12 protein-coding genes are annotated in these 17,631 nt (G+C 39.0%); 2 read left to right on the top strand and 10 right to left on the bottom strand.

The features are described 5' to 3' along the window. Positions 1–3 precede the first annotated feature (3 nt). The gene (locus AB4496_RS00290) at positions 4–477 is read right to left on the bottom strand and encodes a hypothetical protein (RefSeq protein ID WP_102258377.1); all 474 of its coding nucleotides are present in this window, start codon (positions 475–477) and stop codon (positions 4–6) included. A 149-nt stretch (positions 478–626) separates the two neighbouring features. Between AB4496_RS00290 and AB4496_RS00285 the strand changes: the two genes are divergently transcribed. After that, entirely contained in the window at positions 627–1,247 is a 621-nt protein-coding gene (locus tag AB4496_RS00285) for a hypothetical protein (RefSeq protein ID WP_102258378.1), read from the top strand. 209 nt (positions 1,248–1,456) lie between these two features. Here the strand turns inward: AB4496_RS00285 and AB4496_RS00280 are convergent, their stop codons facing one another. Genes AB4496_RS00280 through AB4496_RS00260 form a run of 5 tightly spaced genes read right to left on the bottom strand, consistent with a single transcriptional unit; the run spans position 1,457 to position 5,533 of the window. Further along, positions 1,457–2,005 (bottom strand): exonuclease domain-containing protein, encoded by a 549-nt coding sequence (locus tag AB4496_RS00280; RefSeq protein ID WP_102258380.1) that lies wholly within the window; start codon positions 2,003–2,005, stop codon positions 1,457–1,459. Then, on the bottom strand, positions 2,005–3,468 hold the full coding sequence (locus AB4496_RS00275) for a hypothetical protein (RefSeq protein ID WP_133151979.1): 1,464 nt from the start codon (positions 3,466–3,468) through the stop codon (positions 2,005–2,007). Before AB4496_RS00275 ends, AB4496_RS00280 begins: the two co-directional genes overlap by 1 nt. A gap of 15 nt (positions 3,469–3,483) precedes the next feature. Next, positions 3,484–4,044, bottom strand: coding sequence for a hypothetical protein (locus tag AB4496_RS00270; RefSeq protein ID WP_102258382.1), 561 nt, complete (start codon positions 4,042–4,044; stop codon positions 3,484–3,486). Between the two features lie 12 nt (positions 4,045–4,056). Next, positions 4,057–4,650, bottom strand: coding sequence for a hypothetical protein (locus tag AB4496_RS00265; RefSeq protein WP_102258383.1), 594 nt, complete (start codon positions 4,648–4,650; stop codon positions 4,057–4,059). 22 nt (positions 4,651–4,672) lie between these two features. Beyond that, a complete protein-coding gene (locus AB4496_RS00260; RefSeq protein WP_102258384.1) occupies positions 4,673–5,533 on the bottom strand; it encodes a thioredoxin domain-containing protein in 861 nt (286 codons plus the stop codon). A gap of 320 nt (positions 5,534–5,853) precedes the next feature. Between AB4496_RS00260 and AB4496_RS00255 the strand changes: the two genes are divergently transcribed. Further along, positions 5,854–6,561, top strand: a complete 708-nt coding sequence (locus tag AB4496_RS00255; RefSeq protein ID WP_102258386.1) for a hypothetical protein — start codon at positions 5,854–5,856, stop codon at positions 6,559–6,561. A gap of 61 nt (positions 6,562–6,622) precedes the next feature. On the opposite strand, the gene AB4496_RS00250 is transcribed toward AB4496_RS00255, so the two are convergent. From AB4496_RS00250 to AB4496_RS00235, 4 genes are read right to left on the bottom strand one after another with little or no spacing between them, the layout of a single operon-like run. Continuing rightward, entirely contained in the window at positions 6,623–9,415 is a 2,793-nt protein-coding gene (locus AB4496_RS00250; RefSeq protein WP_102258387.1) for a type IA DNA topoisomerase, read from the bottom strand. After that, positions 9,408–9,758: a hypothetical protein gene (locus AB4496_RS00245; RefSeq protein WP_102258388.1), complete on the bottom strand. Its 351-nt coding sequence runs from the start codon at positions 9,756–9,758 to the stop codon at positions 9,408–9,410. The genes AB4496_RS00250 and AB4496_RS00245 overlap by 8 nt, the downstream gene beginning before the upstream one ends. Before the next feature lie 9 nt (positions 9,759–9,767). Continuing rightward, positions 9,768–15,974 (bottom strand): strawberry notch-like NTP hydrolase domain-containing protein, encoded by a 6,207-nt coding sequence (locus tag AB4496_RS00240; RefSeq protein WP_102258389.1) that lies wholly within the window; start codon positions 15,972–15,974, stop codon positions 9,768–9,770. Positions 15,975–15,985: 11 nt separating this feature from the next. Then, on the bottom strand, positions 15,986–17,578 hold the full coding sequence (locus tag AB4496_RS00235) for a hypothetical protein (RefSeq protein ID WP_372069127.1): 1,593 nt from the start codon (positions 17,576–17,578) through the stop codon (positions 15,986–15,988). Between the last annotated feature and the right edge of the window lie 53 nt (positions 17,579–17,631).

Genomic DNA, 17,631 nt, shown 5'->3' with positions numbered 1-17,631 from the left:
TCCTTACAAGCACATGGCTAGGTTGGTGTTAGCGTTTAGCCTTGTTTCGTTCACTAAATGCGTCATTAGGTCTTGAGTAAATTTGCGAATATCTAGAGTCTTACCTTTATTAGCATTGGTGTAGTTGAGGAAGAACGTACATAGATCTTTAGTCTCATATCTAACTTCGCCATTTATCTCTGTTTTGATGCAGTGACTATTGCAAGTTTCAATAACGGCATCGAGGCAGAACAGGTGTTGTAAAGTAGGGTCAACTGCGGTTTTAAGTTCCATGAACAAACGTAATTCTCCGTCACTTTCTACATGAACAAGTTCGTTGTATACAGTTTTACCAAGGGTCAGAACAGAATTAGAATGTGTACTGTAAAGGAGAAAAGCTTCGATTAGTGCTTGTTGATCTTTTTGTAAATTGTGACCATGATAACAAAATATGCTCATAGCACCCGAATGTATAAATAAATGGTCAATAAATGACATAGTAATCGCTCTATAAAGTTTGTTAACCAATAGTGAATAATGTATCTTGACGAAAGTTAGGTAAAAAGTGTGACGAAAATAGGGTTTTAACCTCAAGATATTCAGTTTACACACTATACAATAAATAGGCTTTAGAGAGCAGTAAAATTATGAGAATTGATTTAGGACAGGGCAGCGCAAGGATGGTCAACAGCGTAGAGCAAATACCAAAAATGAACGCTGTGTTTGGTGAATTTATGCTTGAGCAGATAAATGGTGATAAATTTACCGTCAATGAAGATAATGTGGCTGGTCACCAAGAGTATGACGATTTTCTTTTGGAAGTGCCGGGCGAATTGCGTGTTCACCTCATTGATGACTTATCGCGATTTCGCATAAACCGCTCCCTATCTCAATATATGGTAATTGCCTTAGAAGTCCCTCAATTAGAAATATTAAAATCTATATCTGAAGTCACTGATTTCAACGTGACGATTATTAATGAGTCTATTTATCTACGTCTATTTTTGTTTAGCCAATTTTTCACATTCAAAGTGTCCGTTACCTCCGATGATTGCTCAGCTATGAGTGATTATTTTAAAGCCCTTCGCTCTCGTAAACCTGTTGCTTTAACTGTTATTCAATCAGAAGTGCATACATCATATACAGATATAGCCAGGATGGTTGCAGAAGAGGTAGCTACGGGGGATGTACATAGGTGTGATATTTCTCAAAACCCAAAAGCATACGTACAAAAGGATAGATTTCTTATTAATGCAAGCCCACTTTAATATGCCAATAGATACAGATTCAATTTTAAGGCAGATGACCATAGAATCTTTGTCTACTCGATGTGATTCAGTAACTGACACTGTAGCTTTAGCAAAGTTAAAAGTTTCTCTAGAAGCTATTGTTAACCACGGTATTAAGCCAATTGAATCAGCTAAAGAGGCGTCAGAAACCCCATCCAATGTTGTATTGCTTAGCCAATCCATTCAATTTAAGCGATAAACTCTGGCGTTGAATTTACAATAAAACTCTCTACTTTGCTGGTGGTTACCCTACCTAAGCGCCTGTGCAGCTCCATGTGAAGTTTGGTATCATATAGTGAGCGATGTGTACTCCTTCTTATCCCAAGGCTGTCATCAAGGCTTACATGCTTTCCGCTGTATGTTTTTACTGCCTGTAGTAAGCATATACCTTTGATCATCATTCTTTCCATCCTATTATCACCGGTTAGCATCCCAGAATGGTGTATGAAATCCAAATCAAACTGTAAATTATAGCTCACTAAAATCGTAGAATTAGGTCTTTCAGCAATAGTATCGATGACATCAGATATCGTCGGAAGTGAGTTATCGTTTAAATCTTCAATACTAATGCCGGTTATCGCTTGCGCTTCCAGGGTTAAAGATTCTGCACCAGATATTAAGCTGTTGAAAATCACTGAACCCTCTGCAGTTAAAGAACTTGACTCAATTATCGATAGCTCGACTACTTCATCATAAGCTCGGTTGCCGCTTATCTCTAAATCTATGTACCAGTACATTAACTTTTGACTTTAGGTTGTCGAATTAACGTTTGTTGAATTCGATACTCTGGATCGTTGTCTAGTTTCTGCTTGTGTTCATTGTATTCAACTGTCGGATCGTAAGGAAATAGTTCTGAGTATGGGTGATCAGGTAATGTTACTATGGTGTCAAATTGGTCGCAGTCTTTAGGGATGTTCATATTTTCCAAATTACTAAATGCTTGGTCTACAGTGGGGAATACATGACGTCTTTTGCGAGTGTACTCGGCTTCAAAGTGCGCTTTAATACCTGCAGTTTCTATTGTCGAACCCGGTAGCCCCTCGTCATTCATTGCGTACCATAACTGCCTGTCCATAATCTTTAAATATCCAAATTGTGATGAAGAAAGCTTTCCTAGACTCCTGGACTCTCTAAGTAGGCGCCTTAAAAATGTTTCAGCAAATGCATGTTGAGATAAATATTCCAATACAATTTCATTCTCCATAACTATTGGAAGTACTCTTGCTATTTCATCTTCGATGTAGGTTACATCATGCTCGTCATTCAGAAAATATGAGTAATCACCTAACATTTGGAAGCGGAAATCCTCGTTAACCCCAAGGGAATGTTTGATCTTTTGAGTAGCATTGTAGTTATGATAAGCGAGCGAGATAAGTTCATGCTCTAAAGCTTTGAACTTATTTTTATAAACCTTTTTTAAAATCGTAGGGGTTACCCATTTTATGAGTTTTATGCGTTTAACCCTTTTTTTTGCGTCATTTATCCTTTCTGGCGAAATCAAATCAGGTAGTTCACTTATGCGAGATGCAAAAATACAAATAAAAAAATGAAACTGGAATGGTAGGTTGAGTACGTCATCCACTGTCTTAATGGGGTATCGTAGTTGTTTAGAGAATATTTCTGTAGCTAATGGAAGATCAAATATCACTGTATTTGTGGGCCTGTGTGGTCTAATGATTTTTGTCCTCTTTAGTCCAGATCGTACGTTTTCTCTTGCTGCAAATCGACTTACATTTACGTCTAAACTCTCTTTTATTGGATTGTGCTTAATCAGATATCGATTATATCGCCATAGTACCGATTGTTGTTCTATCAAGGAGTCCAAATTCAATCTTTCCTTGAATTTATCTGCGTGTCTATTCTTTGTTACAACACGCTTTATTCCAGGTATAGATATAAGGAGATACAGCCAAGTTGTAACAAACATTACAGATTGCTCCACTTGGTATACGTGACCATATTCCAGTAGCCTAAGTTCTTCTAAGTTATCGAATGACTTAATGATGTTGGCGTGAGGAACTGTAATAAAGTCGGGTAGAGGGAGGTTTGACCAAATAAATGAGTCTGCGTAACGCCATAAGGCCCAAGGTATTGTTATGATTTCATCGAAATAATATAAGGTGCCACATATGAGAGTTCCTGCGATCATTAAGATTACGAATAGCGTGTCGCTGCTTCCATTTCCGTTGTGTTCTGACAATTGGCTTACCTTTTTTTATTTGTTGTTGGATTCTAGTTTTTTGAGATTATCTAGTGCTTCACCCATAAACGGAAAGGCAGGGTGAACCAATTTCTTCTTGTGATAAACGCCCTTGTCTAAGAACTTAATGTTATTGAAATCTGTAACCATCCATGAAAGAGGGAATAGAGCACCTACTAGCACCTGCTTTTGTCTGTGCAAATTAACAACCCACATTTTTAAGAATTGCAAACCACAGTTCACACTTATTGCTGTGTATGCAATGGAGTCTGTTAGGTCGAAGATAAGAGCAACACAACAAACATTGGCGGCGAATACTGATATATAGATGCCGTATTTATTATGCCTAGCTCTATTTTTGTGGCGCTCTATGATGATTTCTTGGTTTTCCGTTGTAATGTTATTGGTCAATATTTGGTGCGCCCAATCAACTGCAGAAAGGCCTTTAATCCTCTTGTTTTCAACTTGGTGCCATTGTTCAGAAGCTTGAGCCCAAGGAGCTTTAGCTTTGCCTCCTAACGTACCTGCCCACGATGGATTAAGCAGAGTCTTTAATGACGATTTAACTATCCCCATAAGTTATTACTCTTATTGTGAATTGACTTTACAAAATAGATTTGAGGGTAGGTCGTAACCTTCAGTTTTGGCCTTACACAGATAAGCTTGGTCTGAATAGTGGTTTTTAGGTGTTAACATCATGAGGTAATCACCTATGACTCTGTCTTGTACTTGAGAGTAGAAGAATAAGGGTTTATAAGGCCCTAATCGCTTAGAAACGCATGCAGTTATGATATTGTCGTAGTCGGAGCCTCTATGAGCTCTGGATACTATTTTGAGTTCGGCTTCATTGTTTAAAGACCAACAGGTGCGACGTAAATTTTCTTCCAATCTGTAAGATTTATCGCTCGAAAATTCTGTTTTAATGAAAAGTTGTTGCCAATCTTGGTCGTCAATAAGAGTTACTGGGTTACGTTTCAGCAATGAATCTAAATAAGAAGGGTTATAGTCAGATGTGACATTGAAGTGTCTTGTATCTTTCAGTAAGTCTGTTGTTACTTGAATAGGATCACCAACATCGTAGTTACTTTGAGGTTTTATCGAGCATCCGGCAATAAGGGGGCCTAAACAGACGGTGAGTACCATTAGTGTTGTTTTTTTGTAAATTAGAGTATTTGCAGTCACTTGCTGTACCTTGTCTTAATCTTTATGGGTTGATGTGTTTAACGACGTTTTTGTATGGCTGAAAACCTAACCAATTGGATGTTTTAGTTAGTGTTAGGGGGGTAGCACCAGCTACGCCAAATGGAGTTAGTAGTTCTTTTGTTTTGCCCACGATTTTTCGTGCGTCATCCACGGTTACCTTGCAATCGTAATCTTTAGCTGTAGGTAATCGATTGGCAATATTGTGAAGGAATTGATCTAAGTCTGAAGCGCATAGCATCTTTTGGACTTCACGTAATTTATAGACGGAGAGGTTGTCAGAGTAAATGGTCGGAATGATTTTAACGTTTCCGTTCCTATGTAAAACTTCAGTAATCGTTTCTCGATAGAAACGCTTACATTCAGGACATGTAGGGTCAAAAATTACAACCATTGAAACAGGCGCATTTGGTAAGTCTGATGTTAACTCAAAGGCGGTAGCGTTGGTTAAGGCTTGAGCCATACTAGCTCTCAGTGGGTAAATCTTCGGGTCACCTTCATTGCAGTAAAATAATTTGCAGTCCCAATTTGGTATTGTTCTATCTATTTGTGACTTTGTTTTCGTCGGTGGTGTTTGAGTTAATTTTGTAGATTGAAGTATTTGAGAGTTGAGAACGACAGTAGGTACATTTCTATGCAGTTCAGGTTTGATATCGTCGACTGTTTTTGATTGCTCTTTGTATAACATCAAACTTTCGGTCGTAGGTTTGTCATCTACGATAACCTCAATGGATTGCAATGATTGATTCGAGCTGTTTTGTTTAGCAAGCAAGCTGTATGCATATATAGAGGCGATACTGGTCATAACAATCAGTATAAGCCCTAACAAAACAATAATGATTATATTAAATTGTCTGCTCTGCATTTCCACTCTCCATTTAACAGTGTCTTTTCTATGGACTTCGGCAAACCAAATTTGCTGATGTAAATCCGACTTTTGCGAGTATTCCCCTCAACGCTGAAGTTCACATTCTCGGCGATACTGTAATATTCGACATTGTTGCTATATCCATTTAAGACATCCTGTATTTCTGACTCATGGCTTAGGTGGTGTATACCAAGTATTTCCCGTCGTTCGCTACTTGTTGGGTTTCTAACAAAGACTATCATTTTTACTTGCTTTCCATTTATACTACTATGTGTAAATAGACTATATCAGAATTCTTATATTGTGTAAGGTGGATAATGTTAAACCTAAAGAAATCTACATCGATCACGGTTATGGTGCTTTCGCTTTCAGGTTGCTTTGTTAATGAGTCGGATAGCCTGTTGTTAAAGCGAGTCAATGAGCTCCATGATAATGTGTCCAAAACTCAGCATTTACTTGCGTTAGGCGAACTGTCTTCAAAGCAAAAAGTATCTAAAGCGATTGAGGAAAACCCTAAGCTTGGAGTGATAGCATCGTATTACATTTCAAATAAGCGGAGATCACTGAATGACGAGGGTTTTATCGAAGAATTATTGTCTATTAATAGTCTGTTATTGAGCGAATCATCGATGGTTTCGATGTATCGCACTTTAAAAGCAAATGGTGTTCCTAGCGTAAAGGTTCTTTCTATAAATAATGCTCCCAATCTAGTTGGCTATCAGGTAAGAGATAAGTGGAAGTTAGTTGTATCAAAATCATCGTCTTATGCCTTTAATTATCCTTACAATGCATTTGAATTGAGTCAGTATGAAAAACTGTCATACACGAATGATATCTGCAATCAGGGGTATGAACCGTTAGCTATCCCAACATTGCTCGTAGATCTTAATTATCAAGGTGAAGTGCCGCAGGTTTCAGTTGTAGATGAGGGGAATTCATGGCGTGTAATCATCGATGATGAATCAGTTAATGCTCACCGATTCTTCAAGGCGCTTGTTGAAGTAAAATGTAGGTTAGCTAGCTGACGAAGTAGATTGGAATCTTAGTTAAAACGCTCACTATTTTGAGCGTTTTTTTGAATGTAATTTATTGAATTATTGGTTGGCCAGCTCCTCCAAGAGTTAGAATGACACCTTTAGCATTTACCTTGAATGTATGTTTGTTTATACAAGTAGCCTTGTGAGTCAATTTGTTAATCTTAAGTTCTTCCTTGCAATTAGGACATGCATTGACAGTTGGTTTGACCTGGCTAGAGTTGTTTTTCCCTTTGTTGAAGTGTTTATCCAAATCAGGTTGACCATTAGAGTCGCAATCTATGAATGTCATACATTTACTTGCCCCTTTAGCATTTGTATTTGAACAACGATACAGAGGCTTGTTTTTGGCTTTAATTAATTTGCCATTACGACAATTCGGACAGTCCACCAGCTTCGCGAGCTCTTCAACTTTAGCATTCCAACCATCAATATCAGGAGATCCATTCTTATCATTTAATGAAGTATTGCACTTACCCTTTCCTTGATCACAACTCCACCAAACACGTTGTGCGTCGGTCTTCATTTGGTTAAATTTCAGATAGCCCGGGCCACATGAAGGGCATTTGTGAGTATGATTACGTTTAAATTCAATTTCGTATAAGTCAAAGTTTGGAGAACCATTAATATCCTCTATGTATGTCTTACACTTTTTATCGTTTTCACACATCCAAAATGGAGTTCTTTCCTGATCTCGCTTAAACAAATTTTTAAGGAAGCCAGATTTGCACTTAGGACAGTTGTATTTATGATTACGTTCATATTCAGAGAGGTCGGGTGTAAATATTAGACTTGAGTTGCTGTCTGGTTTAGCTGCACAGAGGAAATTGCACTCTTTTGTACAAAAGAACCACCGCTTAGGGTTGTCTGCGTTTTCACGACTTAGAGAAAGTTTAAGCTTTTTGCATTTAGGGCAATCGAATTGTGATTTTTGAGCGGGTTTGTAATCGGTATTCGGGTTGTTATCTTTATCGGGGTAGAAACCTTCACAATTTTCGGTAGTACAGCTCCAATACGTAAACTTCTTCTTTTGGTTTATTTTCTTGATAAGTGATTCTTTATCGCATTTAGGACAATGGCAGAATCGAATAGTGCTCTTGCTATGTGCAACAAAACTCTCTATTTCCATATCAAGTTCCGCGTTTAGCTTAGGTACGAGCATGTCATAAGTAGTTCTACCAGACGCTACCTTGTCAATTTCTAATTCCATTGCAACGGTGAAATCATATTCCACAAATTTAAACCTATTTTTTAGGTTGCTAATGAGGTCGGTACCATTTTTCATAGGACTTAAAAAACGGCCATCAGCCTTAATGTACGGTCTAGAGTAGAGCGTTTTAAAAATAGTGGCATAAGTTGATGGTCGACCAATACCGCGCTTCTCAAGGTCGCAGACAAGACTTGCCTCGGTATATCTAGATGGTGGCTTGGTTGTTTTCTTTTGGACTGAGCAATTGAGGACTTGTACGCTTTGATCATTAAAGACTTCAGGTATCAATTGTTCAGACGGTTTTTCATCGAATTCACCTAATTCCTCAGATTCAGAGTAAATGCTTTTCCATCCATCAAAAACTGGAATGCGACCGTGAGCTTTGAATCTAACGGGTACAGAAGCAATTTCGAATCCTCCATCTAGCACGACTTCAGAGGTGCTAAATAGAGCATCACTCATTTGTGACGCTACAGTTCTGCAAAAGATGAGCTTATATAAATCGCGCTCTTGAGCGTTTGTTAACAGTGATAGATCGTAATTGAAATTGGTAGGTCGAATGGCTTCATGGCCAGCTTGAGCGCCATTCGGGTTTGGGTATGAATTGATTGTTGGGGATAAGTACCTGTCCGTCCCTTTCCCTTTCTGCCAGGTATCGATGAAATCTCGAACTAATTTAAGAGAGTCTGCTTCGAATGTAGTGCTATCTGTTCGGTGGTACGTAATTAGACCTTTTTCGAAAAGCCCTTGAGCCGCGAGCATAGCCTGTTCAGTAGATAACCCAATAGAATTCGAAGCACTCTGTATCATTGTTGATGTTGTAAAAGGTGCGTGAGCTTTGGTTTTCGAGTCCTTTTGTGAAAAGCTAACAACGCGAATTGTGCCGCGACGAAACACTTCGTCGGAGATCGTCTGGATGAATTTAGGATTAGTGATATGACGTTGTTTAGGCCTTCCTGCATCGTCAAGCAATTGTGGAGATAGTAAATGGTCGATTTTCCCTGTGGCAATCATCGACTCGACATCCAATTTGGACATCCACTGTTTCCCATTTGGAGCAGGGTGTAAAATGCTTAAATCATGGTATGGGACTCTAGAGAATTTATCGATTAATTCTTGTCTATCTACAAGCAGCCTCAAAGCTGGAGATTGAACTCGACCTGCAGAGGGTAGAGATAGCAACTTGCTGGTTAGGCCACTTACTTTAAAACCGACTAATCTATCCAGAACCCGACGTGATTCTTGTGCGTAAACTTGGTTCATATCAAGTTTTCGTGGGTTATTTAATGCTTTTAAAATGCCATCTTTGCTTAGGTTGTTTGTGGTGCATCGTATGTAATTATCGCCTAGATCTAATGCGTCGACTAAGTGCCAACCGATTGCTTCACCTTCTCTATCTAAATCGGTCATAATGACGACTTGAGAACATTGTTTAGCCGCCCTTTTGAGGGCAGCAATAACATCTGGTTTAGTTTCGACGTAAATAGGTCGAAGATTTTCATCTAAGCCCATGTCGTTACTCGGTAAGTCTCGAATATGACCAACACTGGCCTTAATTATGTATTCATCACCAAGATATTTTTGGAAGTTTTCAATTTTCTTCGGAGATTCTACGATTAAAAGTGTTTTAGCCATACACCACCGCCGCCGTGTCAGTGTAACTATCAAAGTAATGATCTATAGAAATAATGTCTGATCCCACACTAACCCAGTTTACTTCACCTTCCAAATCGACAAGCATCCCGTGAGATAGGTCGTCAGCACCAAGTATTTTTTGAATTATCACTTGGTTCTTATAGAAATCTTCTGTGTCCTCGTCAGCACCAACCTCAGATACAGTTACCAAAAAGATATAGTGAACTCCCCTTTCGGGGAACTCCACTTCAAGAGGTTCTGCATCATCGGATAGGTTATTCACCAATTCATTAAACTGCTGATTGTAATTGACCAAATCAGGCCACACTTCATAAAATTTCATTACATTTCCTTATGGCGTTGGTGAAAAAAGATTAGAAATTTCTTCTGAGTTTTGGTTGTTGTTCAGTTCATCTAACAGTTCTGATGTCGAGGTGGCATCCATCGGCAGAGATTCTGCAATGGCTTCGTCCATTTCTATTTCATCTGCAATGTCGTTTTCTTCGAAGAAATTCATAATGTCTTCGACTTCATCTTCGTCATGTTCTGCCTGGTCGATGCTTTCATTTGGCACTGTCTCTGCAGTTGAAGTAGGAGAATTTACGTTTTCATTCACTGCAAGGTCAGAACTAAATAGGTTGTCCACATCGGTGAATTCGTCCTCAACTTCAGGATTCGGAGGGTTATTGGAAGCAATTGAATTTGCATTCTCGACGTTCAATAGATTACCTTCGCTTTCAGTATGCAGCGTTGTATTACCGACTTGCGATTGAAGGCTGGAAATAATGTCATCATTTAGATCTTCTGAGTGAACCCCTTCAAATACCGGTAAAGTGGTATCTATAGCGGCCTCTATTTCTTCAATTAGTTCTGAACTAACATCTGAAATACCTTCAGTATTAGATAATGAATGATCTTCCATTTCCACTTTTTCTGGTTGAGCGATACATGCGTCGGGTTGAGTTTGAGCACGTACTTCTCCAACCAGATCCGCTAAATCATGTGATATTTCTTCATCTGATTTATCACTTGCAACTTCAGCTTTATTTGTAGGTTTAATATCGTCTTCTATTTCTGGCAGTCCCCCAGCCAATGTAAGAGATTCTTCAATTTCAGATTTTGCGTTTTCTATGCTGTTCGAATTTTCTAATACAACCTCTATGTCGCTCTCCATATCAGCTTCCGACTCTAATGCAACCATCGCATCGTTGATGGTCATTTGGTCCTTGCTTGTTGCGGAGTTGTCGATTTCTTGCGTAGATGAATGAGAGAATTTAGCCAGAACTCTATTGGTTTGTTTCTTCAAAAGATCCAGTTCATTACCGCTAATAAGAATATTAAAGCCAGCATCATTAAGGACTTCTAAGGCAAAAGATGAATCTTCGAGATCGAAGTAGTACTCAGAATACAATCCAGTTTTCTTGTTAAATCCGTCTTTGAATACTTCTCTTGAATCAAACGGGTTCGAGTTAGCTAGTATTCGACGTCCCGCTTTTGTTTTAGGCAGTTTAATTTTAATAGGTGATGCAGCATCACCTATGATAACAGCACCCTGTTGTTTAGTATCACTTCCTATGGAGGAGATATGATCGAAGATATAAACGTTAGGTAATTGCTGCAGATTCAATTCATAGTGCTTAAGGATAATTCCATTCGCTTCATGATTCGCTCCAAACTGTTGATTCATTATTTTTTCAAAAGTGAGGTCTTTTCTTGCGCGAATTACAGGAACTGAACGTCCATTATCTAAATCTTTTAGAATGATTTGGGAACCCATTCGGGTTTCAGCATTCAAGCGAGCTGCTTCAACTATGTTACCTTTAAGTATATTGATAAATTCGATGCCACCGGATAGTTTGAGGCTTCTAAATTCTTCATTGATAGCATGATCGTTGCTATACATCCCAAGTGAGTTGTTCTTAACGTCCTCCGGTCCACTAAAATACTGCGAAAATGTCATAGCAGACATTTTTTTACCGATCTCACCTTTGGTAGAGTAGTACTCAACGTTGTAAAGCCACGGGTTCAGAATGTTGTGATTATCTTTTGGAAACTCCAAATTTGAAATGACGATTTTTCGACCATCTTGAATGTTTAAGACCTGTCCAATTTTAACGCTCTTAGTTAAAATCGAAATCGTTTCAAAGTTGCGCAATGCAGTTTTAACTTTGTTGCTATCAGGCATGGCCAGAGCTTCTTCAACACTAGAAATAGTAGCGGCACCAGCACTGCGGTTACGTAATGATACAAGGGCGCTTTGATTGTGCTGAAGTAGTGCTCGTTCAAGACCTTTTTCTTTTAGCTTGATCAGGTGGATACCTAGCTCAGTAAGGTTAGAGTTAGGTTTTTGCAAATATTCAGATAGAGACTTCAAAGACCTATGAATATTCGTTTCAAGGACTTCGGTGTTCATTTGAATTGGAGGGTGTTCTAGCTTAATTTGCTCTAGGATCACAGGTTTTTCAAATTCACTGACGTAATGAGTTTTAGTCGTGCCAGAAAGAGTACTTTCTTTAATGGTAGTGATTTTTCCTGAAACCATTCGCGTATTTATTGGGTCTAAACCTTTTGAGCGTTCAGCTTCCAATTTCGAATTATAGAACGAGGTCAACTCATCAAGTAGGGAGTTTTGCTGTTCGTAATTCAACAGTGACATACGACCTAGCACCTTAGTTGAGAGGCTGCTAATCTCATTACTATTGAATGCATCAGATCCAAAATCTTGAATGTTTTGCTGTTCAGATTGAGAAAAATCTAACAGTTCCATTATTTCTTGCTGTTCAGATAAGTATTCAGCAACGACGTTGTTACCAAAGTTGTTCATCAAATTTGGTATGGTATTTGTAGCTCGAATCGATTGTGAGTTACCGGTTGTCGATGCAGATAATCTTAATCGGTTTCGTTCACTGATAGCCAATAAACGTGCTTCTACGGGCATTCCAGTTATTACTTTACTTGATTTTGATGTGGTTACTTGGCCTTTGCGCTCTCCACGTCCGAATAGCTGTTCTTCTTGGGTTACATCGAAGAATGAACTCATTAGGAAGGTATGACGGCGATTTTGAGCACCAGTCTGTTTAAAGTTACCTTGTGCATGAAGTGAGATTCCCTCGGTTCCAGACCTTGTAACAATGATTGCGTTTGCTTTATTTGAGTTAAAGTCATATTGAGCTTGGGGTTTGTCATCAAATTTCGTTGGTTCTATGACGTAACCATTGCCGTCGTCACTTAAACGAACATGAAGTTTTCGGCCTGATACTTCGGTTGAAGTCATACCTTGCTTTGCCAACTCTGTCTTAACGACATCAATAGGCGAAAGAGGTAAAGTTGGCATCTTGGAAATAAGATCAGATACTTCTTTCTCTAGGGCGTCTAACTTCTGGAATGTGGGAGAGGTTATATCTAATTCACTACGCCAGTGAACATCTTCGGTAGTTATGGTGGGAAGTGCTTCCTCGCCTATTTTATTAGCTGCAGCAATTTGTGCCGGTGTCGGCTCTATTGTTACTTTTACTTTGCGATTACCTTCGCGAATTAGCCAACGGTCTAGAGCTACTTTGAAATCGGGGAACACTGCTAGTTCAATAGGTTTGCCACTTTCTATACCTTCAGTCTCACAAATTGAATCGTAAAGAAAGCGTAATTGCTGTTCAGCAGTTTTATCTACACCGATAATTGGCTTTTCGCTATTGTTTATGGAATATATTGCACTCCTAGCGATTTCTTCAGATCGAAGAGCTTCGACAAAAGACTCTGTGATAATGCTGTAAGTACCAGCAAATGACATAATATCTACATCTTTATGTTGATGCTGAAACCTTGAGATAGCTGCGATACCTTTAAAAATTTCACGTCCATACTCTTTCACTTTCTGCATGATTTCAGAAAGTGTGTCTGTTGCTATTTTATTTCGTTGCTGTTGTTTGGACTCAATGATATTAACGATACGTTTGCCATAGTTGTGCTCACGGCGAACCATAGCGCCTTCTGCTATCAACGTAGTTGAAAGTGTCTCGATGAAAGTTGTTCCGCCTTGTCGGACCATTTTTTCAAGAACTTGAGGAGTAAATTCTTCGGGGAATAAATCACTACATTGAGCAATATTCTTTTCGTTTTTAGCCCATGTAGCAGATGCTCGAATGGTTGGGTGCTGTGATTGATCCTTTAAAAGATCGATGACAGCGTTACTGTTAGTGTCTTTACTCGCTATGTTATGTGATTCGTCGAATAAGAATTGCACATTGTTATTCTTAGCGAACTCAATTAACCATTTAGCGCGATCGTTTATACGATCTTCAATCTTAACTTTTTTTCGACCACGAACAGATTTCAAACCGTTGATTTGAGAGTAAGTAGTACAGATTAAGTTTTCATTGATAGAAGTATAGTTGCCTTCTAGATAATCACCTTTTGTTTTGGTAATCGACTTGCTATCAAAAATTACTGAGTTCTGACTCTTATCAACAATATCTTTGCCATCTGGCATAAGGAAAAATGGGTCAATATATTTATCAAGCCCAGTATCACGGATATCCCTGTAGATATCATTTAACAAATCTGGCTTAGAAGTCATGAATATTGGGGTTCGGCCTTGTTTTACAGACCAAGCCATGTATGCCGCTAATGTACGCCCTTTACCCTTACCGGTAGCATCACCCTGTAGGAATGGCTTGTTATTTTTAAGCCTCCAAATACCTAGGGTGATCGCATCTATTTGCTCTGCATCCCAAACTGAGGTGATTTCTTCGCTGGTCATTCCCATCTCTGACATCAAAAATTGATCTGGGTTGCCAACATCTTTAATGAGTTTAATAACAGCTTCGCGATTTGCGTTCACGAAGTTGCTTGGCATTGCGGCCATATCGTTGGCGCGACTTAGTGAGGTGAGTGGGGTATATCGTGACTGAGCGAAGTTCAAATCGTATTTTGAGGATTCAGTTTGGTTTGATGTGTAGTTAGCCAATATATCTGAGATTGAAGTGGTTGAGGTTAAGTCGGTGGATTTAAGGTTAGGCTTCGATGTAATGGTACTTACAAATGCGTCCTTAAGTGCTAGTGATACTTCATAGATATCGTTGACCGAGTACAGAGCTTTGATATCTGTTGGGGCATTGGTGCTACTAGGTATTGGTTTTTTTCCGTTAATGAGGTAAACACGCTTAGCGTTAACTTCCTCGTTATCGCCAAAAATTATCGGTGACGCGTCAAACATATCGACGACATTAAAGTTCTGGAAGATATGATTATGGACATCATAAGATTCCATAGACACGGTACCCAGTGAATAGGAGTCATCAGCGTTCATGACAATCATAGCTTGAGAATTGTCATTCATAGTGTTCAGTGTTTGAACTGCTTCCAACTCAGCTTGATAGTTCACAGTTACACCAAATATTTCCAGAGGTTCATTTAGAGAACCTTGGTTAGTGGCCAATAAAATCTGAGAGCCTGGCGTTACAGCTTGGTTCCCCGCTTGATAAAGGGAAGTTGATGTTTTACCAAATTCATTTTGAAATGCAGTCGAGTATAGTTCATGTCGATTCCCCTGTTCTTTCATGAACCTGATCGGCATTTCGCTAGGAATAAGGGTGGCTAAAGACGTAGTTTTATCATTGATAACGGTAAGTGATTCACAGTTATCAATCGCCTCAAGAAAACTACGGGCCACAAAGGAATAGGCTGGTGGTAATGGCTTGGAGAACATACTATCTCGATGAGAATGCGGCATGTTCGCCATATTGTCGTTTAATGTGGATAGGGTTTCTAAATTTATCGATTCTTTGTTGTGTGTACTACGGATGTCATTTAACAGTAATGAGTTTAAATTAATAATGATATCCGTTTGAACTTCAGCCGCACGATTTGAAGTTAAGCGGATACTCTCTCCACCAGTTTCAATAATCTGATCTAATCGGTTAGGTGTTATAGCTTGACCTGTTTGCTCCATTTCAGCCATTAATGATTTAGCTGCAGCCAATTTAGATGAACTATTTAACCAATCAAATTCCATAAAAGCGTTGGAATTTCTTTTCTTAGCAAACATAAGGTTTTCACCATTTAGGCAATAACGATCGTTCGTTGAAGTTAAGAAAATTTCGGTGCCATTTTCATTTAGGCCGATGGACTCTGCACTCTGTAATGCCAATTGGCTTTTAACAGAATTGACAGAAGAGAACTGTGCTTCAGGGGTGTTTTTGGCGAAGCCTTCCCAAAAGCCTTTAAGTTCACTTGTAGGGGTGTTAACCATTTCAGAGTTAGGGAATATTTCCTGGAGCTTATCGAATTCAATTTTGTTGATAACCAATTGATATAATTTAAGATCACCTTTTGCGATAGGTTCTTTTTTAGTGTACTTCATAGAAGCAAACACTTTTGAGCGGGTAGGGTTAGTGATGCCTAATTGGGTAAACCCTAACCCTTTAAGCATTTCACCTTGCTGTTTTGTTACATTTCCACTAATCGCAACAATTTGCATTTCGGTACCAGGCTTGCCAGGGTTTCTTTCTACAGAGATTTTTGCGTTGTCTGCACTTAGGTCTAGCCATTTCATTGTAGCCATATAAACTCTCTTTACATTCTAAATGAAGTTGATGGGTCGTAATCGTCATTACCGTTAAGCGCGTCAGTTAGGTCACCAAATAGTTCGTCATCCAATAACTGTTCTGAAGCTTCTTCAAGACTTTCATCAACCATGTCTGAATCTTCATCGAATTGTTTAGCTAATTTTTCGTACCTTTCTTCTAGCTCAGATGGGACATCGTTCGATTCATTAACTGAAGAGGTTGGTGCCGCTTTAGGAGCATCGGCTTTAGGCGTTTTGACTTTAGGCGTTTTGACTTTAGGAGCTTCGGCTTTAGGAGCTTCGGCTTTAGGAGCTTCGGCTTTAGGAGCTTCGGCTTTAGGAGCTTCGGCTTTAGGAGCTTCGGTATTTTGAGCTTGTGCTTCCGAAACTAGGTTTTTATTGCCATCATTCTTATTTTCGAAAACCTTTTTAAATTCATTTTCATTTGAGTAATGATCTGTAGGCAGATGCGCTAATGGATATCCCTTTGGAAATACTTCGCAAGTATTGGATTCTGTCACGAATAAGTAGTCCGGGTGGTTGTCATTAGGGTCATTTGGCTTTGACAGCCCAATAACGGTAGGTACGTATAGGCGTTCAGATCCATTTTCAGTTCTGCGCATGTATCGGTTGGCTATAACTTCACCTTTTTTAGATAAGTCGTTAACAACTTTTTTTCCGCCATTTCTTGCATCGACTTCTTTCAGTGCAAAGAAGTTCTTCGTTGTAAGAGGGCCGAATTTACGGCGTTCCACGGGCATAACTTCAATAAATAGGTCTTCAGTAGAAAGTTCTTCAGATTCTTTCATTGAATTAACGATAGATTGAAATACATCGATATATGCACCAGTAATATCTTTACCATTACTATCAAGCCTACGAGATAAGAAGTATTCAACACATTCTTCAGGTGAAAACAGTTCATTAGGCTGGTCATCAACCTGGGGCTTGTATGGGGCGGTAAGAGTGATGGAGTCAACGAATGGTTCATCTTCCGTGTAATCTACGATACGAATAGCTACTTCTGGTAAATAGCGTCCAGACCCCTCTGGTTGGATCATTGCTGATTTAACGGCGTTTAATAATTCATTGAACTGATTAGCCGCAAACATTTTTGATTCTTTAACCATCGCTTGACGAACAAATGCCTGATTTCGAATTTCAGCATCAGGGTTTTCAGAGTCATACTCTCCGGCTTTTAAAACCACGGTACTTAAACCAAGCGAAAGAGACTCTTTTGACTTGGCGCTATCTCGGATAAGAACATTACACCAATTTGATTTGAAAGATGATTTCCCTGATTGTTCACAGCCATTAAATAGAACAACCCCTGCTTTATCGCCATTAGTTGAGGCATTAACATGGAGGTTGTTACTTGAGTCTGCAAAATCGGCGATGGAAGGGCGATTTTCGGAAGTATTTTCATCGTATCGAAGAAATACTTTCGCTTCTAGCCCTGTTTGGATATCGATACCAGTTATAAAGTGGTTTGCTGGATCGTCGTCTGAAATGTTATAGCTATCAACCATGAGCGCAATGTTTCTTGGGTTTGGTTTTGATACACGCTTTAATTTGTTGAATTTTTCTCTCATTCCTTGCATTTTGAACCCTTCCATTAAACAAAAACTAAAAAATAATATATAGTGTAAATGAA

Source organism: Vibrio sp. 10N.222.46.A1, assembly GCF_041473595.1.
GTDB lineage: Bacteria > Pseudomonadota > Gammaproteobacteria > Enterobacterales > Vibrionaceae > Vibrio > Vibrio tasmaniensis_A.
The sequence above is the reverse complement of the archived record's forward strand: the minus strand, read 5'-3'. Positions and strand labels throughout refer to the sequence as shown.